Annotated in this window: 22 protein-coding genes; 15 read left to right on the plus strand and 7 right to left on the minus strand. The window is 62.9% G+C overall.

The window, feature by feature from the left end; all coding sequences use genetic code 11:
• The coding region (locus ABID58_RS12230) for a LysR family transcriptional regulator (protein ID WP_354032812.1) at positions 1-391 on the minus strand (391 nt) is incomplete at its 3' end.
• Between the two features lie 194 nt (positions 392-585).
• On the opposite strand from ABID58_RS12230, the gene ABID58_RS12235 reads away from it, so the two are divergent.
• Both ABID58_RS12235 and ABID58_RS12240 read left to right on the plus strand, forming a co-directional pair.
• Positions 586-1,329 (plus strand): SDR family NAD(P)-dependent oxidoreductase, encoded by a 744-nt coding sequence (locus ABID58_RS12235; protein WP_354032813.1) that lies wholly within the window; start codon positions 586-588, stop codon positions 1,327-1,329.
• Positions 1,330-1,345: 16 nt separating this feature from the next.
• A complete protein-coding gene (locus tag ABID58_RS12240) occupies positions 1,346-2,257 on the plus strand; it encodes an alpha/beta fold hydrolase (RefSeq protein ID WP_148751725.1) in 912 nt (303 codons plus the stop codon).
• A 437-nt stretch (positions 2,258-2,694) separates the two neighbouring features.
• Here the strand turns inward: ABID58_RS12240 and ABID58_RS12245 are convergent, their stop codons facing one another.
• The 3 genes from ABID58_RS12245 to ABID58_RS12255 form a co-directional block, all read right to left on the minus strand.
• A complete protein-coding gene (locus ABID58_RS12245; protein ID WP_354032814.1) occupies positions 2,695-4,008 on the minus strand; it encodes an NAD(P)H-dependent oxidoreductase in 1,314 nt (437 codons plus the stop codon).
• A 156-nt stretch (positions 4,009-4,164) separates the two neighbouring features.
• Entirely contained in the window at positions 4,165-4,965 is an 801-nt protein-coding gene (locus ABID58_RS12250) for a phytanoyl-CoA dioxygenase family protein (RefSeq protein ID WP_148751727.1), read from the minus strand.
• A gap of 106 nt (positions 4,966-5,071) precedes the next feature.
• Positions 5,072-5,890 (minus strand): alpha/beta fold hydrolase, encoded by an 819-nt coding sequence (locus tag ABID58_RS12255; RefSeq protein WP_354032815.1) that lies wholly within the window; start codon positions 5,888-5,890, stop codon positions 5,072-5,074.
• A 138-nt stretch (positions 5,891-6,028) separates the two neighbouring features.
• On the opposite strand from ABID58_RS12255, the gene ABID58_RS12260 reads away from it, so the two are divergent.
• The gene (locus ABID58_RS12260; RefSeq protein ID WP_148751729.1) at positions 6,029-6,571 is read left to right on the plus strand and encodes a methylated-DNA--[protein]-cysteine S-methyltransferase; all 543 of its coding nucleotides are present in this window, start codon (positions 6,029-6,031) and stop codon (positions 6,569-6,571) included.
• 159 nt (positions 6,572-6,730) lie between these two features.
• Here ABID58_RS12260 and ABID58_RS12265 read toward each other — a convergent pair whose 3' ends face one another.
• Positions 6,731-7,903, minus strand: coding sequence for an acetyl-CoA C-acetyltransferase (locus tag ABID58_RS12265; protein WP_354032816.1), 1,173 nt, complete (start codon positions 7,901-7,903; stop codon positions 6,731-6,733).
• A gap of 222 nt (positions 7,904-8,125) precedes the next feature.
• On the opposite strand from ABID58_RS12265, the gene ABID58_RS12270 reads away from it, so the two are divergent.
• From ABID58_RS12270 to ABID58_RS12300, 7 genes are all read left to right on the plus strand, one after another.
• Positions 8,126-8,722 (plus strand): TetR family transcriptional regulator, encoded by a 597-nt coding sequence (locus ABID58_RS12270; RefSeq protein ID WP_354032817.1) that lies wholly within the window; start codon positions 8,126-8,128, stop codon positions 8,720-8,722.
• Positions 8,723-8,777: 55 nt separating this feature from the next.
• Positions 8,778-9,536, plus strand: coding sequence for an SDR family NAD(P)-dependent oxidoreductase (locus ABID58_RS12275; protein ID WP_354032818.1), 759 nt, complete (start codon positions 8,778-8,780; stop codon positions 9,534-9,536).
• Between the two features lie 273 nt (positions 9,537-9,809).
• Positions 9,810-11,681: an AMP-binding protein gene (locus ABID58_RS12280; protein ID WP_354032819.1), complete on the plus strand. Its 1,872-nt coding sequence runs from the start codon at positions 9,810-9,812 to the stop codon at positions 11,679-11,681.
• Positions 11,682-11,709: 28 nt separating this feature from the next.
• Entirely contained in the window at positions 11,710-12,837 is a 1,128-nt protein-coding gene (locus tag ABID58_RS12285) for an acyl-CoA dehydrogenase family protein (protein ID WP_354032820.1), read from the plus strand.
• 15 nt (positions 12,838-12,852) lie between these two features.
• Entirely contained in the window at positions 12,853-14,100 is a 1,248-nt protein-coding gene (locus tag ABID58_RS12290) for an acyl-CoA dehydrogenase (protein WP_354032821.1), read from the plus strand.
• A gap of 9 nt (positions 14,101-14,109) precedes the next feature.
• Positions 14,110-15,354, plus strand: a complete 1,245-nt coding sequence (locus ABID58_RS12295) for an acyl-CoA dehydrogenase (RefSeq protein ID WP_354032822.1) — start codon at positions 14,110-14,112, stop codon at positions 15,352-15,354.
• Between the two features lie 130 nt (positions 15,355-15,484).
• Complete coding sequence (locus ABID58_RS12300) at positions 15,485-16,183, plus strand: nitroreductase (protein WP_354032823.1); 699 nt, start codon at positions 15,485-15,487, stop codon at positions 16,181-16,183.
• Between the two features lie 88 nt (positions 16,184-16,271).
• Here ABID58_RS12300 and ABID58_RS12305 read toward each other — a convergent pair whose 3' ends face one another.
• Together ABID58_RS12305 and ABID58_RS12310 are read right to left on the minus strand one after the other, a co-directional pair.
• A complete protein-coding gene (locus ABID58_RS12305) occupies positions 16,272-16,820 on the minus strand; it encodes a sigma-70 family RNA polymerase sigma factor (protein WP_128954138.1) in 549 nt (182 codons plus the stop codon).
• On the minus strand, positions 16,820-17,053 hold the full coding sequence (locus ABID58_RS12310) for a NepR family anti-sigma factor (protein ID WP_187434895.1): 234 nt from the start codon (positions 17,051-17,053) through the stop codon (positions 16,820-16,822). Before ABID58_RS12310 ends, ABID58_RS12305 begins: the two co-directional genes overlap by 1 nt.
• A 222-nt stretch (positions 17,054-17,275) precedes the next feature.
• Between ABID58_RS12310 and ABID58_RS12315 the strand changes: the two genes are divergently transcribed.
• The 5 genes from ABID58_RS12315 to ABID58_RS12335 all read left to right on the plus strand — a co-directional run bounded on the left by ABID58_RS12315 (position 17,276) and on the right by ABID58_RS12335 (position 22,456).
• The gene (locus tag ABID58_RS12315) at positions 17,276-18,082 is read left to right on the plus strand and encodes a response regulator (RefSeq protein WP_187434896.1); all 807 of its coding nucleotides are present in this window, start codon (positions 17,276-17,278) and stop codon (positions 18,080-18,082) included.
• Between the two features lie 136 nt (positions 18,083-18,218).
• Positions 18,219-18,833, plus strand: a complete 615-nt coding sequence (locus ABID58_RS12320) for a nuclear transport factor 2 family protein (protein ID WP_354032824.1) — start codon at positions 18,219-18,221, stop codon at positions 18,831-18,833.
• A gap of 340 nt (positions 18,834-19,173) precedes the next feature.
• Positions 19,174-19,494: a helix-turn-helix domain-containing protein gene (locus ABID58_RS12325; protein WP_354032825.1), complete on the plus strand. Its 321-nt coding sequence runs from the start codon at positions 19,174-19,176 to the stop codon at positions 19,492-19,494.
• Entirely contained in the window at positions 19,494-21,509 is a 2,016-nt protein-coding gene (gene hyfB, locus ABID58_RS12330) for a hydrogenase 4 subunit B (RefSeq protein WP_354032826.1), read from the plus strand. The genes ABID58_RS12325 and hyfB overlap by 1 nt, the downstream gene beginning before the upstream one ends.
• The gene (locus tag ABID58_RS12335; RefSeq protein ID WP_148751741.1) at positions 21,500-22,456 is read left to right on the plus strand and encodes a respiratory chain complex I subunit 1 family protein; all 957 of its coding nucleotides are present in this window, start codon (positions 21,500-21,502) and stop codon (positions 22,454-22,456) included. Before hyfB ends, ABID58_RS12335 begins: the two co-directional genes overlap by 10 nt.
• The last annotated feature ends 2 nt before the right edge of the window (positions 22,457-22,458 follow it).

Consider the following 22,458-nt stretch of genomic DNA (forward strand, 5'->3'; position numbering starts at 1 on the left):
GCGCACGACAATCATCGCGGCAATCATCACCTCGCCGCGACACCGACTCGCCATCCTGATTGTCGCGCGCTTCCCACCCAGATTGTCGCGCTATAGGCAGGGCGACACGCAGCGTGCCGCGCGGAGTTTCGTGCGTCTGCGACAGCTCAAGCTCGGCCGCTTCAATCTCAGCAAAGATGCGACGGCAGCGCTCCAGAAACCGGGCACCTTCCGCGGTGAGCGTGATGCTGCGCGTGCTGCGATGGAGAAGGCGCACGCCGAGCCGTTCCTCCATCCGCGCTACCGCCTTGCCGATCGCTGACGACGACACGCCAAGCTGCCGTCCCGCGACCGTGAAATTTCGGGCTTCCGCCGCCCGTACGAAGGCATTGAGCGACGTCAGACTGTCCATGGGCGAACCTCCATTTTGGACATTTTAGTCCGATATGTTTGGAATTGCGGCCCAATTTTCAAAGCGTTGAAGAGCGCTCATCTTCGGCCCAACGCCGCGGTTTCTTTCGCCTCACCGAAGGGATGGAGACGACGGGCGGCCCAGAGCAGAGGAGCCACCTCTGCTCAAACATTCGCTTTTTCAAGGAGATAGTCATGTCATCGTCAGTCGTATTGATCACGGGGGCCCTCACTGGCATCGGCCGCGCTGCAGCAGTCGCGTTCGCAAAAGCAGGCCATCGGGTCGTTGTTTCCGGGAGAAAGCCGGATGCCGGGGAGGCCTTGGTCCGCGAACTCCGTGCGTCTGGTGCCGAAGCCGAGTTCGTCCAAGCCGACGTGCGCAAGGAAGACGATGTCCGTCGCCTTGTCGACCGCACGGTCGAGCGCTTCGGGCGTCTCGATGTCGCGGTGAACAATGCCGGCACCGAAGGCAAACCCGGCCCGATTACGGACCAGACCGCGGAAAGCTACGCCGCGACGTTCGACACCAATGTTCTCGGCGTGCTGCTGAGCATGAAGCACGAAGCCCGCGTCATGAAGGGACAGGGCAGCGGCAACATCATCAACATCTCCTCGACCTACGGGCATGAGGGCGCGGCCGGAGCGTCCATCTATGTCGGCAGCAAGCACGCCGTGGAAGGCATTACCAAGTCGGTGGCGCTCGAACTCGCAAAGTCGGGCGTCCGTGTGAATGCCGTGGCTCCCGGTCCGACCGACACCGGCATGTTGACCCGCTTCACCGGCACGCCCGAGAACAAGGCGGCTCTGGTGACGACCGTGCCGATGGCCCGCCTCGGCCTCTCGGAGGAGCTTGCCAATGCGATCGTCTTCATCGCGTCGGAAGGAGCCTCATACATCACCGGCCATGTCCTCCATGTCGATGGCGGCAAGAGCCACTGACTGTCAGGGGCTTTCCATGACCCAACACAATCACCAGACCGCTCCCACGCGGTTCATCGAGGCCAACGGCATCCGCTTCGCCTATCGCCGCTTCGGCCGGGCAGGTGGCGTGCCGCTGGTCTTCAACCAGCATTTCCGCGGGACCATGGATCATTGGGACCCCGCCGTCACCGATGGTCTGGCCGGTAACCACGAGGTGATCCTCTTCAATAATGCGGGCGTCTCAAGCAGTTCAGGCCGGGTCCCGACAAGCTTTCAGGAAATGGGTGCAAATGCGATCGCCTTCATCAAGGCTCTCGGGCTTACCGAGGTCGACGTGCTCGGCTTTTCCATCGGCGGCATGGTCGCCCAGGAAATCGCCATCCAGGCTCCCGATCTAGTTCGCCGGCTCATTCTCGTCGGAACCGGGCCGCGTGGGGCTGACATGGCAACGAGCAGATCAGCGGAGATATTCGCTGCCACCTACGACTCGCCGGAGTATCTCTGGCTCGCCGTTCACTTCTCGCCGTCCCCTTCGAGCCAGGCCGCAGGTCTCGCCTTTCTGGAACGCAAGCTTTCCCGCGACGATCGCGATCCCGAGGTGAGCCGAGAAGCTGCGTCCGCGCAGCGCGAAGCCATCGGCAAATACATCGCTCCGGCCGAGAGCGTCTTCGACCGTCTGAAAAATATCCGTCAGCCGACGCTGATCGTGCAGGGCAGTAACGATGTCATCATACCTACGGTGAACTCTTACATCCTGCAGCAAAACCTGCCGAATGCGCAGCTGATCCTTTATCCGGACGCAAATCACGGGTCGTTCTACCAGTACCCCGAACTCTTCGTGTCGCAAGCCGACCAGTTCCTCAGATCGTCACTGCAAGGCGACGATGCGAACCTGCAACCCGCCGAGCGGCTGCCATTCCCCTCCATCGTCTCGGAAGGAATTTAGCAGGCTGGGACACGGAGCTAGGACATGGAAACGCCGCCCAAGACCCCGTTTCCAACTGAAAAGGATGCAAATCATGGATGACAAAGTGGTGAAGATTCCGGGGGCTGATCACCAGATCTCGATCGAGGCGAACCCGTCGCGGCGGTCTGCCGGTGTTTGGCGACAGCTTCGCAGATCAATCTTGATAGCGACGGAAGGCGGCGAGCTTCACCGTGAGCGATGTGATGGAGAAACGACGACCAGTGCGAACAGGAACTAAGAACAGCCCAAGGTTCACGGCATTTATGGTGGTAAGGGGTGCTAAAAGGCATGACCGCTATTGTCCCCCTGGCTGACCTGAGGCGATGTCCAGTTTGAGTCCGCAAAGCAAAGCAAAGCAAGCAATGCATCGCATCGCTCAAGCCGCGCTATTGAATCTCGATTTATGAGTACACGGCCTAATCTACCTTTACGAACGCCGCTTCCATCGCCTTCCTTGTCTTGATCGTCTCGTTGTTGGCGTCGAACTCCACGTCGCTCCAGCGCACGATCTCGCCATGGGCGACGTCCTGCTTCAGCTTGAGGCGATGGGCGAGGCCGATCGGCAGAGCGCCCGCCTTCAGGCTCGAGGCCGCCGGCACCAGCTTGCCCCACACGGTGTAGCCGCCTTCGCCGTCCAGCATCTCGCCGGCGCGCAAGTTTCGCTTGGCCACGGACGCGACATCGCCGCGGAAGCCGTAGGGCTGGCCGGTCGGCTCGCCTCGCAGCGCGGCCGACAGCACCGAGATGTTCAGCTCAAGCCCGATCAGATGATAGGGCTTGTACATCGCAGCGAAGCGTCCGCTGCCGTCGGTCTTCAGGCCGTATTGCTTGAAACAGTCGGCGGCGTAGTCGTTCGGCGCCTCCAGCACGACATAGACGCCCCAGCGCAGATCGCGAAACACCGGCCTTCCGTCGCGCTCGATCGAGGAAACGACCTCGACCACGCCGGAGCGCTCCAGCACGCCGCCGCGCGAGCGCGGCCGCATGATGTGCGGGAGATCATCGACGCCGCAGGGTGGAAACAACAGTCCTTCCGCCGGCACGTCGAGACCGCAGGCGTTCGCGATCGCGGCCATCTCGATCGCCGACTTGGTGCCGTCGAGGAAGGAGTTGAACATCTGCGGATTCATGCCGGCCGACTGCGCCTCGCCGGCGGTGAGGCCATAATGCTGCCAGACGCCGTCCGGCGTCACGTCGTGATAGGCCGGCAGATATTTTGTCCCTTTGCCGGCGGCGACGACGCGAAAGCCGGTGGCGCGGGCCCAGTCCACCATCTCCGCCGTCAACGCCGGCTGGTCGCCATAGGCGAGCGAATAGACGACGTCTGCTTTCCGCGCCTCTTCGGCGAGCAGCGGACCGGCCAGCACGTCGGCCTCGACATTCACCATCACGATATGCTTGCCGGCCGCAATCGCGGCGCGCGCATGCTTGATGCCGACGGCCGGATTTCCGGTCGCCTCCACCACCACATCCATCGCGCCGCCAGCGATGGCGCGTGCGCCGTCATCGGTGAAGACGGTGGCCGAAATCCGCTCGGCGCTCCAGCCGACGGTGCGGCAGGCCTCGCGCGCGCGCTCGCGGTCGATGTCGACAATGATGGGCACTTCCAGACCCGGCGTGTGCGGTACCTGTGCCAGAAACATCGAGCCGAATTTGCCGGCGCCGATCAGCGCGACACGGACAGGCTTGCCGGCGGATGCGCGGGCCTGGAGGAGGCGGAAGAGGTTCATGGGGGATTCCGATTATGATCGTGTCCCGGACGCGGTGCGGCGCGAAGTGCCGCTCCGCAGAGCCGGGACCCAGAGAAAAACTATCCGCGTGGCGTGGGCCCCGGCTCAGCAGCGCATCGTCGAAGGGACGCTGCGCTGCGTCCGGGGCACGATACCTTACTCCGCCGCCTGCCGCGGCGCACGGGCCAGCCGCAGAAGCGCGTCGTCGTCCACCTTCCTGATCGGCGCAAAATCGCGGTGCGCGATGTAGTCCGGCCGCGTCGGGGTGCGGATGTAGTTCGAGACCGCGTTCAGCGTCAGGTACACGATCTTGCGCGGGTAGGGCGTGATGTTGCCGGCCGAGCCGTGCACGAGATTGCCGTGGAACATCAGCATGCCGCCTCCCTTGCCGGTCGGCGCGACGATGCCGCCCTGCTTGACCAGCCGCGTCACCGTGTCCTCGTCCAGCGTCCACAGTGGATACGACGTGGTGGCGAGGTCATGCGAGGCCTTGAGATCGCCGGCGTTCTGGCTCTGCGGCACCAGCATCAGGGGTCCGTTGATCGGCATCACCTCGTCGAGGAAGATCGCGATGTTCATCGCGCGCGGCTCCGGCATGCCGTCGTCGCGCTTCCAGGTGCCGTAATCCTGGTGCCATTGCCAGACGTCGCCGGTAAAGGCCGATTTCGCGTTGATCTTGAACTGGTGCATGTAGACAGGCTCTCCGAACACCTGCTCCACGGGATCGATCATGCGCGGATGCGCCCCCAGAATGCCGAACGCATCATTGTAGAGATGCGCGGCAAAGGCCGTGCGCGGCGCGCCGCTCTTCTCGCGCCAGACCTCCGGCCGGTTGGCGTCGTAAATGCCAACCGCCTCGCGCGCGAGCAAATCGACCTCCTCCTGGCTGAACAATTCGGGCAGGAACAGCCAGCCCTCGCGCTGGAAGAACTCCAATTGCGCCTCGGACAGTTTCATGGGTCGTCCTCCTGTCTTGTTTTGTTTTTGATATCACCAAGTCTTTGATTTTATTGGGGCGGTCTACTGTGCATGGGGTTGTTTTCGGCAAAAATAGTCTCGTCCGCTACTCCGCCAGGAACCTGCGCACCGCCTCGCAGTACTCCACCGGCGCCTGCTCGAACATCGGGTGCGTCGCGTTCGGAATGATCGCCGTCCTGGAATAGGGCACATGTGCGGCGAGCGCATGCAGCACCTTTGGCAGCAGGCCCTTGGTTCGCGCGCCCAGGATGAACAGCGTCGGCATTCTGATCGCCTCCGCATCCGCCTTCGAGAACGGCGGGCGATTGTCGCGGACCTGGCCGATCAAGGTATAGGCGTTGTCGCGCAAATTCTGCTTCACCATCGCCGGCAGCCGTGACCAGGTGCCGGGTCCTTCCAGCGTGTCGACGAAGACGGCGAGGCCACCATCGACATCGCCGGCCGCGATCTTCTCGGCCGAGGCCGTGAACCGCGCCAGCAGCGGCGACGGGCCGCCGACATACTCGGGATCAAGGCTCGCATCGAGCTCGCCGCCGGGTTCGGCGAGGACGAGCCGCCGCAGCAGATCCGGCCTCGCTTGCGCGACACGGAAGCAGATGTGGCCGCCGCGGGAATGTCCCATCAAATCGACCGGGCCGAGATCGAGCTTCTCGATAAAGGCGATGACGTCGCTGACATGCTGGGCAATCGAATAGGTGTCGCCGACGCCGTCCCATTGGGCCGGGAAGAAGTGCCGCAGGCTGACAGCGATCATCCGGTGCCGCTGCGTCAGCGGCCCGAGCACGCAGCCCCAGATGCGGAAGTCGGACAGCGAGCCGTGCACGCAGACCAGCGGCGGGCCGCCTCTGTCCTCGCCCACGTCGAGATAGGGCATATCGTATCCGTTGACGTGGAGGCTTTGCATTCTTGGCTCGCAGAACGGGGCGGAACTCCTGTGCAAGATTCCCGGAAACCGGGTGGATCGCAACTATTTCCAAGCCTAGATTTAGGCCGAGATCACGATGGGGGCATGCGACAAGGACGCGAGCTCAGGAACCAAGCCATGACCGACCAGCATTTTGCCCTGTTCGACACCAGGATCGGCCTCTGCGCCATCGCCTGGGGCCCGCGCGGCATCAACGGCACGCAACTGCCGATGGGCGGCGAGGAAAAGATCCGCACCCGCATCAGCCAGCGCCACGCCGACGCCAGCGAGGCCGAGCCGACCCCCGAAGTGCAGCAGGCGATCGACCGCATCGTCAAACTGCTCGCGGGTGAGCCGGATGACCTCAAAGACATCCCGCTGGATCTCGATGGCGTGCCCGACTTCAACCGCGGCGTCTACGAGATCGCCCGCGCGATCCCGCCCGGCAAGACCATCACCTATGGCGACATCGCCAAGCAGCTGGGCGGCGTCCAGCTGTCGCGCGACGTCGGCCAGGCGCTCGGGCACAACCCGTGTCCGATCGTCGTGCCCTGCCATCGCGTGCTGGCGGCCGGCAACAAGCCCGGCGGCTTCTCGGCAAATGGCGGCGTGGTGACCAAGCTGAAGATGCTCGAGATCGAAGGCGCGCTGGTGAACCACACGCCCAGCTTGTTTGATTGATACGGCGCTAGATCTTCGCCACGGTCTTCGGCCAATACCTGTCTCACAGATGCCGCTTCACCAGCTTGCCCGTCGGTGTGCGCGGCAGCCCGGCTTCGAAGTCGACCGAGCGCGGGCATTTCACCTGCTCGCTATTCGCTACTCGCCACTCGCCCTTTCTTACAGCCGCTCCACAATCGTCACATTCGCCATGCCGCCGCCTTCGCACATGGTCTGCAGGCCGTAGCGCTTGCCGCGCTGATGCAGGGCGTGGACCAGCGTCGTCATCAGCTTGGTGCCGGAGCCGCCGAGCGGATGGCCGAGCGCGATCGCGCCGCCATTGACGTTGAGGCGTGCCGGATCGGCGCCGGTGGTCTTCAGCCAGCCGGTCGGCACCGAAGCGAAGGCCTCGTTGACCTCGAACAGGTCGATGTCGCCGACCTTCATGCCGGCCTTCTCCAATGCGCGCTTGGTGGCGTGCAGCGGCGCGTCGAGCATGATGACGGGATCGCCGCCAGTCATGGTCATGTGGTGGATGCGCGCCAGCGGCGTGGCGCCGAGCTGCTTGAGGCCGCGCTCGTTCACGACCATCACGCCGGAGGCGCCGTCGCAGATCTGGCTGGCGCTCGCCGCAGTGAGCTTGCCGTTCTCGGCGATCAGCTTGACGCCCTTGATGCCTTCGAGTGTGGCGTCGAAGCGGATGCCTTCGTCGATGTGATGGGTGTCCTTGCTGCCGTCGGCACGGGTGATCTCGAGCGGCACGATCTCCTTCTTGAAGTAACCGGCTTGTGTCGCCGCGATCGCGCGCTGATGGCTGTTGTAGGAATATTCGTCGAGATCGTCCTTCGACAGGCCGTACTTCTCGGCCATCATCTCCGCGCCGGTGAACTGGCTGAACACGATGTTCGGGTACTTCGCCTCGATGCCCGGGCTCTTGTAGTTGCCAAAGCCGTTCTTGGCCGGAAGCTGCGACGACAGACCCATCGGCACGCGCGTCATGGATTCCACACCGGCCGCGATCACCACGTCCATCGTGCCCGACATCACGGCTTGCGCCGCGAAATGCAGCGCCTGCTGCGAGGAGCCGCACTGGCGGTCGATCGAGGTGCCCGGCACGCTCTCCGGCAGCTTCGAGGCCATGATCGCGTTGCGCGCGACGTTGTTGGACTGCTCACCGACCTGCATCACGCAGCCCATGATCACGTCCTCGACCAGCGCAGGATCGACCTTGGTGCGATCGACCAGCTCGTCGAGCACCTTTGCGGCGAGATCGGCCGGATGCCAGCCGGCGAGGCGGCCCCCCTTGCGCCCGCCCGCGGTACGCGCAGCGGCGACGATATAAGCCTCGGCCATTTCGGTCTCTCCCATGATTGTTCTGAATTGGTTTGGGTTGTCGGGGGCGGATTTAATGGATGACATATCGTTTAGTCAATCGATCAATTAACTCTTGTGGGGAGGCGCTGCTTGGGCTTATCTGCGGCCCGCTTCAAGCGCCGAGAACAAGGGATTTCCGTGACTACCAGCGTACCGAACAGGCTTCCGGGCGGAAAGAATTCCACGGCAGAGAAATTGCTCATGGCCGCAAGCGAGCTGATGATCGAACGCTCCTCGATCGAGATCTCGCTCTCCGACATCGCCCAGAAGTCCGGTGCCAATGCCGCCCTGGTCAAATATCATTTCGGCAACAAGGACGGCCTGCTGCTGGCGCTGCTCGCGCGCGACGCCGCGACAGAAATGTCCAATCTGGAATATCTGCTGGCGCAGCAGATCACCTCCACGGCGAAGCTGAAGCTGCATATCGGCGGCATCATCCGCGCCTATCACCGGTTTCCCTACATGAACCGGCTGATCCATTATCTCCTGCACGAGAGCGTTGCCGGCTCCGCGGACGAAGTTTCAAAATTCTTCGTCGCACCGCTGCTCGACTTTCATCGCCGCCTGCTCGCTGAGGGCGTCAGCCGCGGCGAGTTCCGCGCCACCGATCCGGTGCTGTTCTACACCAGCCTGATCGGCGCCTGCGACCACCTGTTCTTCGGCCGGCACGCGATGTCTCGCGCGACCGGCGTCGGCCCGGTCACCGACGACGTCTGCCGGCAATATATCAAGCACATGGAAACGCTGATCTGCGGCGGCATCCTCACGCAAGCCGAGGAAGCTACCGCGGTCGGATAATCCGGCCATCACTCTCAAGTCTAGAGAAGAAACGCCCAAGGAAAGGTAGCCTGTCATGGAGTTGAAAGACGTAGCCGTTCTCATCACCGGTGGTGGTTCGGGTCTTGGTGAAGCGACCGCGCGCGCCATGGCTGGCAAGGGCGCCAAGATCGGCGTGATCGACCAGAACAAGGATAACGCCGAGAAGGTCGCTGCCGAAGTGAAGGGCGTCGCGCTCCATGCCGACGTCACCAGCGAGGAGGAGATCAAGACCGCGATCGCGAAGGCGGAAGCCGCGCACGGCGTTGCCCGCGTGCTGATGAACTGCGCCGGCATCGGCGGCTCGCAGCGCATCGTCGGCCGCGACGGCGTCTATCCCTTGGAGAAGTTCGCACGCATCATCAACGTCAACCTGATCGGCACGTTCAACTGCCTGCGCCTGTTCGCCGAGCGCCTCGTCACGATCGAGCCGATCGGTGAAGAGCGCGGCGTCATCATCAACACGGCGTCTGTCGCTGCCTATGAAGGCCAGATCGGTCAGATTGCTTATTCGGCCTCGAAGGGCGGCGTTGTCGGCCTCACCCTGCCGGCCGCGCGCGACCTCGCCAGCCAGAAGATACGCGTCAACACCATCGCGCCCGGCCTGTTCTTCACGCCGTTGCTGATGGGCCTGAACGAGGAAGCCCGCAAGAGCCTGGGGGCCCAGGTGCCGCATCCCTCGCGCCTTGGCGATGCCAAGGAATACGGCGCGCTCGCCGTGCACATGGTCGAGAACCCGATGCTCAACGGCGAGACGATCCGTCTCGACGGCGCCATCCGTATGGCGCCGCGGTAGGCTCTTCTTCCTTCTCCCCTTGAGGGAGAAGGTGGCGCGAAGCGCCGGATGAGGGGTGTGTGTCCGTGGAGGCAGACCCCGCACCCAAGCGAGTTCTCGGTCAGCGACCTAGCAAGAATTTTGGTGCTGGCCTCGACCTTAAGGCCACGATGGCGCGCCGCTCCGAGGAATTTTCGGAAGGCATCAGGGCCTTCCTTGAGAAGCGAAAGCCTGTCTATATCAAGCACTGAACAACGAAGATCCGCAAAGGACAATAATTCCGGGAGACGCAAAATGAGTGGAAGCGCGGCGGCGGTGATGACGAAACCCGCCTTTCGCAAGGTGGAGTGGCTCGCGCGCGACATCGATGTCGAACGCCGCGCTGACGGCACAGTGGTGCTCAAGTCGCGCATTCCCTTGCAGGCTTACGAGAAGCATCTTCCGGCCTCGCTCGCGAAGTGGGCGAAGCAAGCGCCGCAGCGCATCTGGCTGGCGCAACGCGGCGGTCCCAATCGCGAGTGGCGCAAGGTGTCGTATAGCGAAGCCAAGCGCACCGTCGATGCGCTGACGCAGGCGCTGCTGAATCTCAAGCTCGAGGGACGCTCTGTCACGATCCTCTCCGGCAATTCGATCGAGCACGCGCTGATGACGCAGGCCGCGATGCAGGCGCGCGTCCCGGCGGCTCCAGTGTCGCCGGCCTATTCGTTAATGAGCCATGATCATGTCAAGCTGAAATACCTGTTCGACCTGATCAAGCCGGCCGTGGTGATGGTGCAGGACGGCCCGACCTTCGAGAAGGCGCTGAAAGCGCTCGATCTCACCGGCGTCACCGTCGTTCACGTCGTGCGGCCCTGCGATGGCGTCAAGAGCGTCAGCTTTGCCGAGCTTGCAGTCACGCCGGTGACGCCTGATGTCGACGCATCGATCGCGAAGATCACGCCCGATACCGTCGGCAAGCTACTGTTCACGTCGGGCTCGACCGGCATGCCCAAGGCCGTCATCAACACGCAAGAGATGATGTGCGCCAATGCAGCGATGATGATGCAGGTGCGGCCGCGCAGGCCGGGCGGTCCGCTCGCCACGGTGCTGGACTGGATGCCCTGGAATCACACGATGGGCGGCAATGCCGCATTCCACCCGGTGCTGGTCGAGGGCGGCACGCTCTATATCGACGACGGCCGGCCGATGCCGGGGCAGTTGGAAGAGACTATCAAGAACCTGCGCGAGATCTCGCCGACCTATTACGCAAACGTGCCGGCCGGCTACGCGGCGCTCGCTGCTGCGATGGAGAAGGACGATGCGCTGTGCCATTCGTTTTTCAAGAACCTGTCGATTATGGCCTATGGCGGCGCGAGGCTGCCCGACGATCTCTACGACCGCATGCAGGCTCTCGCGGTAAAGACCACCGGCGAGCGCGTCGTGTTCTATACCGGCTGGGGCTCGACCGAGACTGCGCCGACCTCGACCGGCACCTATTGGGACACCGAGCGCGTCGGTCTGATCGGCCTGCCGTTCCCCGGCGTCGAGCTGAAGATGGTGCCGTGCGGCTCGAAATACGAGCTGCGCCTGCGCGGCGTCAATGTCACGCCCGGCTACTTTGGCCAGCCTGATCTCACAAAGAAGATGTTCGACGAGGAGGGGTTCTACTGCATCGGCGATGCCGGTATTTTCGTCGACGATGCCGATCCGGTGAAGGGCATCATCTTTGCCGGGCGCGTGGTCGAGGACTTCAAGCTCACCACCGGCACTTTCGTGCATGTCGGCTCGCTCCGCACCGATGCGATCGCCGCGGCGACGCCCGTCGTGCATGACGCGCTGGTCGCGGGACAGGACCGTGCCTTTATCGGGCTCCTCGCCTGGCCGAACCTGCATGCGTGCCGCCAGCTCGTCGGCAATGCCGATCTCAGCTTCGAGGATGCTGTAAAGCATCCCGAGGTGATTGTCTGCTTCAGGCGTGGGTTAGAGGCCCACAACAAGGAGTGCGAAGGCGCCAGCAGCCGCATCATCGCGCGCGCGACGCTGATGGCCGAGCCGCCCTCGATCGACGGAAATGAGCTCACCGACAAGGGGTACATCAACCAGCGCGCCGGCCTGGAACGCCGCGCTGCGCTAGTCGATCGGCTCTATGCGGACAAGCCTGACCAGGACGTCATCATTCTCAAGTAATCGACATCATTCAACACGGGTACGGGCCATGAACTTCGATTTCTCTGACGACCAGAAGCAGCTCCGCGACCAGGCGCGCAAATTCCTCGCTGAAAAATGCTCGCCCAAGGCGGTGCGCGTCGTGCTCGACGGCAAGGCGCCATACGACAAGGAGCTGTGGAAGGGCCTCGCCGAAATGGGCTTTCTCGGCGTCGCGATCCCCGAGGAGTTCGGCGGCGCGGGCGCCGGTCATCTCGAGCTCTGCGTGATCGCGGAGGAGATGGGCCGGGCCAATGCGCCGGTGCCGTTCTCTTCGACCGTGTATCTTGCCGCCGAAGCGCTGCTGATTGCCGGCAGCGACGCGCAAAAGAAGAGGTGGCTGCCTGCGATCGCCTCGGGCAAGGCGATCGGCACGCTGGCGCTGTTCGAGGGCAAGGGCAATCCGGCGCCGAAGAACGTCAAGCTGACCGCTGCGAATGGCGTGCTCAACGGCGTCAAGAAGCCGGTTGCGGATGGTGCGATCGCCGATTTCGCGGTGGTCGCCGCGCGTACAGGCTCCAGCGGTCGCGACGGCGACATCTCGCTGTTCCTGGTCGATCTTGGGGACGGCGGCGTCGAGGTGAAAAGCCTCACCAATCTCGATCCGACCCGCGGGCAGGCCGAGGTCACTTTCAAGGACTGCAAGGCGGAGTCGCTCGGTGCCGTCGGCGAAGGCTGGAGCATCCTCACTCAGATTCTCGACCGTGCCGCGGTGCTGTGCGCCTTCGAGCAGGTCGGTGGCTCCGATCGCGCGCTGGAGATGGGCCGCGACTACGCACTCGACCGTATCGCCTTCGGTCGCCAGATCGGCTCGTTCCAGGCGGTGAAGCACATGCTGGCCGACATGTATGTCTCGGCGACGCTGGCGCGCTCCAACAGCTATTACGGTGCCTGGGCGCTCTCAACCAACGCGGCCGAGCTACCGGAAGCCGCCGCTGCCGCGCGCATTAGCGCGACGCAAGCGTTCCAGCACTGCGCCAAGAACAACATCCAGGTTCACGGCGGCATGGGTTTCACCTGGGAGTTCGACTGCCACATGTACTACCGCCGCGCCAACGCTATGGCACTTGGGCTCGGCAGCATGTCCTATTGGGAAGATCAGTTGATCGATCGCATGCGCAAGAAGAACGCGGCGTAAGCGAAGGACAACGCCATGAACTTCGACGACACCCCGCAGGAAGCCGAGTTCCGAGCCACTGCCCGCGCCTGGATCGGCGCGAACGCGCCCAAGCAACACGAGGAGGAGCTGCGCAAATCGTCGCTCGGCCGCACCCAGCTCAGGGACGCCAACATTCTCGAAGTCGCAAAGGCCTGGCAGAAGAGGAAGGCCGATGCCGGCTGGGCGTGCCTGCACTGGCCGAAGGACTATGGCGGTCGCGGCGCCTCGCCGATCGAGCGTGTGATCTGGCAGCAGGAAGAAGGGCCGTTCGGCAAGCTCTCCGGCATGTTCATCATCGGCCACGGCATGTGCGGGCCGACCATGATGGCGTTCGCGCGCGAGGAGCATAAGCGCAGCTATCTGCCGCCGCTCGCCTCCGGCGAAAAGGTCTGGTGCCAGCTATTCTCCGAGCCTGCCGGCGGCTCGGACGTCGCAGGCTTGCGCACGCGCGCGGAAAAGGACGGCGACGACTGGCTCATCAACGGCCAGAAGATCTGGACCTCGGGTGCGCATTATTCAGATTACGGCATCCTGCTCACCCGCACTGATCCTACCGTGCCCAAGCACAAGGGCCTCACCATGTTCTTCCTGGACATGAAGAGCCCCGGCGTCGAAGTGCGGCCGATCAAGCAGGCGAGCGGCGCCTCCGACTTCAACGAGGTCTATTTCACCGATGTTCGCATCCCCGACCATCAGCGCCTCGGCGAGGTCGGCGACGGCTGGAACGTCTCGCTGACGACGCTGATGAACGAGCGCATGTCGATCGGTGCGGGCGTGTCGACCGGCTTCCCGGAGCTGTTCGAGTATTGCTCGAGCCTGATGCTTGATGACGGCCCTGCGATCGAGGACCGCGCGGTGCGCTCGAAGCTCGCCAACTGGGCGGTGAAGGCGAGCGGCCTGCGCTACACCAGCATGCGGGCGATCTCGGCGCTGTCGAAGGGCGAGCGGCCGGGTCCGGAAAATTCCATCGGCAAGCTGGTCGCGGGCTCGATGATCCAGGACGTCGCGGCCTACGCATTGGATCTGCAGGGCGCGAGCGGTGTCGTCAGCGGTCCGGAAGATGCCGAAGTCGCCGGCCGTTTTCAGGCGATGCTGCTGCGTGCGCCGGGGACGCGCGTGGAAGGCGGCACTGACGAGATCATGCGCAACATCGTCGCCGAGCGGGTCTTGGGTCTACCCGGCGATATCCGTGTCGACAAGGACGTGCCATTCAACGAGATCCCGACCAAGGGAAGAGGTTAGAGGTCCGCCATGAATTTCGACGACACGCCGCAGGAAGCCGCATTCCGCGAGACCGCGCGCAGATGGGTCGCCGCCAACGCGCCGAGGGAGTTCGAGCAGGAGCTGTCAAAATCGTCGCTCGGCCGCATCAGGCTTGCGAAGCATGACATGGTCGAGATCGGTAAGGCCTGGCAGAAGAAGAAGGCGGAGGGCGGCTGGGCCTGCCTGCACTGGCCGAAGGAATATGGCGGTCGCGGCGCAACGCCGATTGAGCGCGTGATCTGGCAGCAGGAGGAGGGCGTCTACGGCAAGCTGACGCAGCCGTTCCAGATCGGCGAGGGCATGTGCGGCCCAACCGTGATGGCCTGGGGCAGCGAAGATGCCAAGCGCCGTTATCTGCCGAAGCTCGCCGCGGGCGAGGAGATCTGGTGTCAGCTGTTCTCCGAGCCATCGGCCGGCTCCGACGTTGCGGGTCTGCGCACGCGCGCGGAGAAGAACGGCGACAATTGGGTGGTCAACGGCCAGAAGATCTGGACCTCGGGCGCACATTATTCCGACTTCGGTCTGTTGATCGTGCGCACCGATCCGAACGTGCCCAAGCACAAGGGCCTCACCATGTTCTTCCTGGACATGAAGAGCCCCGGCGTCGAGGTGCGGCCGATCAAGCAGGCCAACGGCATGCAGGAGTTCAACGAGGTCTATTTCACCGACGTCGTGATTCCCGACAGCCAGCGGCTCGGCGCCGTCGGCGAGGGCTGGAGCGTGTCGCTGACCACGCTGATGAACGAGCGCATGTCGATCGGCTCGCGCCTTGCGACCGGCGTGCCTGAATTGTTCGAGTTCTGCTCCAATTTGATGCTGGAGGATGGCCTTGCCATCGACGATCCCGCCGTGCGCTCGAAGCTTGCGAGCTGGGCGGTGAAATCGAGCGGGCTGAAATACACCAGCTACCGCGCGATCTCGTCGCTGTCCAAGGGCGAGCGGCCGGGCCCGGAGAATTCCATCGGCAAGCTGGTGTCTGGCATGATGCTTCAGGACATCGCGACCTACGCGATGGACCTCCAGGGCGCGGCCGGTGTTCTCACGGGCGTGGACGAGGGAACGGCGCAGGGGCAATTCCAGCAGATGCTGCTGTCCTCGCCCTCGATGCGCATCGCCGGCGGCACCGACGAGATTTTGCGCAACATCATCGCGGAGCGCGTGCTGGGCCTGCCCGGCGACATCCGCGTCGACAAGGATGTGCCGTATAACAAGATCCCGACCAAGGGGCGGTGATCCCAAATCGTGGAATCGTAGGGTGGGTTAGCGGAAGCGTAACCCACCTCTTTAATTTCCGCGGAGACATAGGTGGTGGGTTACGCCTTCGGCTAACCCACCCTACGAAGAGAACAACGCGAGCTGATCCATGGACGCAAAAGTCAACCAGAACGACCGCATCGGCGTGCTCGAAGGGCTCCTCAACGAGCGCTACTCCGTCCGCGCGTTTCTCCCCAAGGACGTCGACCGCGCCACCATCGAGCATGTGCTGACCACGGCACAGCGGACCGCATCCTGGTGCAACAGCCAGCCCTGGCAGGTCATCATTGCCAGCGGCGAGGCCAAGGAGCGCTTCCGCCAGCTGATCTACAAGGAGGCATCGGGCGGCCTCGGCGACGATTATGATTTCACGCCGCCGCGTGAATATGTCGGCGTCTATCTCGAACGCCGCCGCGAGAGCGGATTCCAGCTCTACAACACGCTGGGCATCCCCCGCGGCGACAAGATGGGCTACGCCAGGCAGGCGCTGGAGAATTACAATTTCTTCGGCGCACCGCATGTCGCGATCATTCACACCAGCGAGCCGCTCGGCATCTACGGTGCGATCGATTGCGGGGCCTACGTGTCGAATTTCATGCTCGCGGCCCAGGCGCTCGGGCTCGGCACGATTCCGCAGGCAGCACTTGCGCGCCATTCCGGCCTGATCCGTCGTCACTTCAACCTGTCCGACGACCGCCGTGTCGTCTGCGGCATCTCGTTCGGCTATGCCGACCACGCGCACCAGGTCAACAGCTACCGCACCACGCGCGCAACCGTCGTCGACACAGTGACGTTCGTCGAGAAGTGACTGAGCGGAAATAAACTGCCCACACGCACGTAAAGGCGATCGCGCAAACAGCCGCCTTCACAGCTGTCGCCTTCAGTCGATTGACGCGCTATCCGCCGCTGCCGCCGATTACGGCGCGCACGGTCTCGTCGGGCCCGAAGTCCTCGGCGCCGTCGACATAGAGCAGCGCGGCGAGCTTCGAGCGCGCGCGGTTGACGCGGCTCTTGATGGTGCCGACCGCACAGCCGCAGATCGAGGCCGCATCCTCATAGGAGAAGCCAGAGGCGCCGACCAGGATGAGCGCTTCGCGCTGGTCCTGCGGAAGCTTCTCGAGCGCGGTGCGAAACTCCTCGAACTCGAGATGAGCGTTCTGCGAGGGCTGCGTCTTCAGCGTCTTGGCATAGTTGCCCTCGGCATCCTCGACCTCGCGCCGCCGCTTGCGATAGTCGGAGCGGAATAGGTTGCGCAGGATCGTGAACAGCCACGCCGGCAGGTTGGAGCCGGGCTGGAATGAGTCGATGTTGGCGAGTGCGCGCAACAGCGTCTCCTGAACCAAATCGTCGGCGCGGTCCGCATTGCCGCTGAGCGAGATCGCGAACGCGCGAAGGCTCGGCACGGCCGCGAGGATGTCGTCACGCAGGGAGTTCGTGAGAGGCATTAATCCCTCCCATTGTTGTCGTTGGAGCCCCCAGCCCCATTCTCGTTCTGGGATCCACCTCCCGGCGCATCAAGCCTCTTGATGAGCTCCGCGAACCGGTCCGGAACCCCCTGCCGCACGACGTCGTCGTACATGGCGCGCAGTTGGTGCCCGATCCGGGATTGGATCTCCGGAGTGAGGCCTCCCTTGCCGGGGGTCGTGCTTTTGCTGGCTTGAGACTTGAGATCTTTCATGACCTGTTCCACGTTTCCCCGAGTTAAGTGACTGCAAAATCGAGAAGTTTTCTCAACCGGGAGCCGTTCCCTGGATGAGTTCAATTCGAGCTTCGACAAAAAGTTCCCAGGCCCATGGGAACTTTTCTTATCCTGAAGCGTAATTAGCCCCAGTAGGGGAACCCGGGTCTCCCCCTTGTAGTTCCTGATTTTTGAGGTTGGCCCGAAATGAATGGAGTGGGGATGTCCCGTTCGCAGCTTGTTGCTGAGCACTTGCCGTTGTTGCGCCGGTATGCACGCGCCCTGACGGGCAGCCAGGCCTCCGGTGACGCCTATGTCGCAGCCATGTTGGAAGCCATGCTGGGGGATCCGTCGGTGCTCGACGAGAGCCATGGGCCGCGCGCCGGCCTGTTCCGGCTGTTCACCCAGATCTGGAATTCCGTCTCGGTCAATGACGACGCCGAGGTGGCGACGCTGCCGATGCCGCCGGAGCGGCGGCTGTCCAATATCACGCCGCTGCCGCGGCAGGCCTTCCTGCTGCTCTCGCTCGAAGGATTTTCGGAAGAGGAAGTCGCCTATATTCTCGCGACCGATGTCGCCGAGACGCGGCGGCTGGCCGATGCCGCCGGCCGCGAGATGGCGGCCGAGATCGCGACCGACGTCCTGATCATCGAGGACGAGACCTTCATCGCCATGGACCTCGAGAGCCTGGTGAAGAATCTCGGTCACAATGTCGTTGGCGTCGCGCGCACCCATGCCGATGCGGTGGCGCTGGCCAAGAACAAGCGGCCGGGTCTCATCCTCGCCGACATCCAGCTCGCCGACGGCTCGTCGGGTCTGGATGCCGTCAACGAACTGCTCCGCACCTTCGAGGTGCCGGTGGTGTTCATCACCGCCTATCCGGAGCGCTTCCTCACCGGCGAGCGTCCGGAGCCGGCTTTCCTGATCTCAAAGCCGTTCCAGCCCGCGATGGTGTCGGCGGTGGCAAGCCAGGCGCTGTTCTTCCAGCGCAACTCGCGCAACCGCACGCCGAAGGCGCCGGCGGCGTAATAGGCGCTGCGGCGAGCTATCTGACGATGATGATTCGATCCGGCGTGCTGCAAGGCACGCCGGATTTTTCGTGCCTGCTTGACGCGGGTCGTGTTCACCGCTCATACCTCGCATTGCCCTCATCGGAGACGTGCCCATGGACCAGCAACTCCTCGATCGCCTCGCCATCCGCGACCTCGTCGAGAACTGGGCGGTTTGGCGCGATGCCGGTGACTGGGAGCGCTTTGCCACTGTCTGGCACGAAGAGGGCTGGATGTCCGCCACCTGGTTTCAGGGGCCGGCGCGGGATTTCATGCGTGTCAGCCAGGAGGGCTTTGCCAAGGGCGTCCGTATCCTGCATTTCCTCGGCGGCGCCAGCATCGACCTCGCCGGCGAGCGGGCCATTGCGCAAACCAAGATGACGATCTCGCAGCGGGCCCTGGTGCACGACGTGCTCTGCGACGTCGTCTGCACCGGGCGCTTCTACGATTTCGTGGAGAAGCGGCATGACCAATCAGGTATTGGCAAATGGGGCATCGTGCGCCGCCAGCCGATCTACGAGAAGGATCGGATCGATCCGGTCGATCCCACCGCAACCCTTCAACTCGACCAAAAGGCGCTCGCCGCGCTGCCTGAGGGCTACCGCCATCTCGCCTACATGCAGGAGCTGATCGGGTACAAGGTCAAGCGCGACATGCCGGGCCTGACCGGCCCCGAGGTCGAGAAGCTCTATGGCGAGGGGCGGGACTGGCTTGCGGGGCTCGGCCGATAGTGTCGGGCACTCCAGCCAAGACTTGCCTGCCTTCTTGCAGAATGCTTCGCGACCGAAACACCGTCGCGTAGGTCTGCATCGCGCGTTGCATCTCGAGCCTAAGCGCGGGTGTCGGCGTCCCGCCCTTGGCATTACGCAGGCTGTCGAACCGGGCCAACGCCGCGCCCTTCACGAATTTCCACCGTCATTGCGCGCGACGCATTGGATGCCGACAATTCCCGGAGGCGTTTGCGCTTAGATTAGATGTTTTAAATATCACTTATTGACAATATAACATGATTAATTACGATGCAGGGATGATGCATAGTATTCGATCGAACCCGGATAGTAGTGCAATCCGATGATTACAGCGGCTCAATTGCGAGCGGCGAGGGTGCTCCTCGGCATCGATCAGCGCCGGCTCGCAGAAATGTCCGGGCTTTCGGTGCCAACCATCCAACGTATGGAGGCCAGTGAGAAAATGGTTCGGGGCAATGTCGATTCGCTGGTGAAGCTGATCGCGGCTCTCGACGCCGCCGGCATTGAGTTGATAGACGAAGGGGCGGTCAGTAGCGCCGAGGGACGCGGGGTGCGCCTGAACGTCAATTCTGGATCGGCAAAAATCTATTTGAGCAATCGGATAGAAAACAAAGCACCAAGCGGAATGAAGGCGCGCAGGTAATGTCGGCTGTCGTCTTGCAAATGCTCTGTGTCGCCGGAATGCTTGGATCGGCAGTCCTGGCGATTGTTCTCAGCCGCTCAACGATCGCCACGACCATCATCTATAGCGCGACGTTAGCCGCGTCTGCGATTGCGTTGATTGGATCCATTCACTGGTTGCTGGGCGATACGGCGAACGCCACCGATCTGACCCTCCCAATCGGGTTGCCGTGGCTTGGCGCCCATTTCCGGCTCGACGGGCTGGCTTCGTTTTTTCTTGTTGTCGTCAATCTCGGAGGGACATCGGCAAGCCTTTATGGTCTCGGTTACGGCCATCATGAGGAGGCTCCGCAGCGCGTGTTGCCCTTCTTCCCCGCCTTTCTAGCAGGAATGAATCTTGTGGTGCTGGCGGGCGACGCGTTTTCCTATCTGCTTTGTTGGGAATTCATGTCGCTCGCGTCCTGGGCGCTCGTCATGGCGCACCATCGTGAACCGGGCAACGCGAAAGCCGGTTACGTCTACCTCGTCATGGCGAGCTTCGGCACGCTCGCATTGCTGCTGGCCTTCGGCCTTTTGGCGGGACCGGCCGGAGACTACGAATTTGCCGCCATTCGCGCGGCTCAACATACGCCCTACGTGGCCACGTTGGTGTTGATCTTGATGCTGCTCGGAGCCGGTTCAAAGGCCGGCCTGGTGCCGCTGCACGTCTGGCTACCGCTCGCTCATCCGGCAGCGCCCAGCCACGTTTCGGCGCTGATGAGCGGTGTCATGACCAAGGTCGCGATCTACGGCTTTATTCGCGTGGTATTCGATCTGCTGGGACAGCCGAGCTGGTGGGCGAGTGTGATCGTGCTTTCTCTTGGCGGCATCACCGCCGTAATGGGCATCTTGTATGCGATGATGGAAAAGGACCTCAAGCGCCTGCTCGCTTACAGCACGATCGAAAATATCGGCGTCATCTTCGCAAGCCTCGGCCTTGCATTGGCCTTCCAGGCCAACGGCCTGAAACTGCTGGCCGCGCTCGCGTTCGCTGCTGCCTTGTTTCACGTTCTCAATCACTCCTTCTTCAAGAGTCTGCTTTTCTTCGGCGCCGGCGCCGTCCTGATCGCGACCGGCGAGCGGGACATGGACAAGCTGGGTGGTCTCATTCACCGCATGCCGTTCACAAGCTTCGCCGTTCTCGTCGGCTGTGTCTCGATATCGGCGCTTCCACCCTTCAACGGCTTCGTCTCGGAATGGCTCATGTTCCAGGCCGTGCTGCAGAGCCCGGAGTTGCCGCAATGGGCGCTGAAGATCACCGTGCCTGCGGTCGGTGCTCTATTGGCCCTGGCTGCTGCGTTAGCCGCGGCGTGTTTCGTCAAGGCATACGGCGTGACCTTTCTTGGGCGACCACGTAGCGTGGCGGCGGAAACCGCGGAGGAAGTCGACCACTACTCGCTTTCGGCAATGTTCATCCTCGCCGCGCTTTGCTTGCTGGCCGGAATTTTGCCAGGGCTCGTGATCGACGCGCTTTCGCCGATCACGCTACAGATCCTCGGCGGCCGCATGCCGATCCAGATCAACGAGCCCTGGCTTTCGATCGTGCCGATTGCGGAGAGTCGCAGTTCATACAATGGATTGCTTGTTATGGTGTTCATCGCGATATCCGCCTCGTTCGCCGTTGTCTTTATTCATCGCTTTGCCTCTCATGCGTTAAGGCGGGGTCCGGCCTGGGGCTGTGGGTTTTCCGATCCGACACCCGCGGCCCAATATTCGGGCGGAAGCTTTGCTCAGCCCATTCGCCGCGTTTTCGGTACGCTCGTGTTCCACGCCCGCGATCATGTCGAGATGCCGGCCCCCGGGGATATCAGGCCAGCGCGCCTGCGAATCGAATCGCACGATCTGATCTGGGAGGGAATGTATGAGCCGATAGCGGGCGTCGTTGGCTTCGCTGCCGATAAACTCAATCGCCTGCAGTTCCTGACCATCCGGCGGTATCTCAGCCTGGTTTTTGCGACCCTCGTCACACTCCTTCTGGTCCTCGCAATATGGTCGTGATGTCGGGCATTCTTGTGCAAGGCGTGCAGATGCTCCTGGTGCTGCTGCTGGCGCCGCTGCTGACCGGCTTTGTGCGCAAGATGAAGGCCCGCCTGGTGCGTCGCCAGGGAGCGTCGGTCTTTCAGCCGTATCTGGATCTCCTGCGATTGCTCCGCAAGGAAGTGGTGCTGGCGGACAACGCCTCCTGGCTGTTCCGCGTAACACCCTATGTGACCTTCGCCGCGATCTGGGTTGCCGCAGCCCTGGTGCCGACGTTCGCTACCGGCCTTCTCTTCAACTGGACGGCGGACCTGATTGCCATCGTGGCGCTGCTCGGAAGCGCGCGCTTCTTTCTGGCACTGGCCGGCATGGACGTCGGCACCAGTTTTGGCGGCATCGGCGCCAGCCGCGAAGTCATGATCGCTGCACTGGCGGAGCCGGCGATGCTGCTGGTTGTATTTTGTGTTGCCCTGGTTGCCGGCTCGACCCAACTTTCGACGGTCGCAAATTTCATGGCCTCGTCGTATGTCGGCTTGCGGGTATCGCTGGGAATGGCGGTGATCGCGCTCATCATGGTGGCCCTGGCGGAGAACGCGCGAATTCCGGTCGACAATCCTGCGACGCACCTGGAGCTCACCATGGTGCACGAAGCGATGGTTCTCGAATATTCGGGCCGTCATCTCGCGATGATCGAGTTCGGCGCCTTTCTCAAGCTATTGCTCTATATCTCGCTGATCGCATGCGTGTTCCTGCCTTGGAAGATAGCAGTCTTCGGTACCGGTCCATTGTCCTATGCCATCGGCGCCGTCGCCTACCTCGTCAAGCTCGCGGCTGCGGGCTTTTTCCTCGCACTGTTCGAGACCGCCACGGCGAAAATGCGGGTCTTTCGCGTTCCGCAATTTCTCGGTGCGGCTCTCATGCTGGGCCTGCTCGGCACCCTTCTCCTGTTCGTGTCAAAGAGCTTCTGATG

Source organism: Bradyrhizobium sp. S3.2.6 (genome assembly GCF_040546885.1).
GTDB lineage: Bacteria > Pseudomonadota > Alphaproteobacteria > Rhizobiales > Xanthobacteraceae > Bradyrhizobium > Bradyrhizobium cytisi.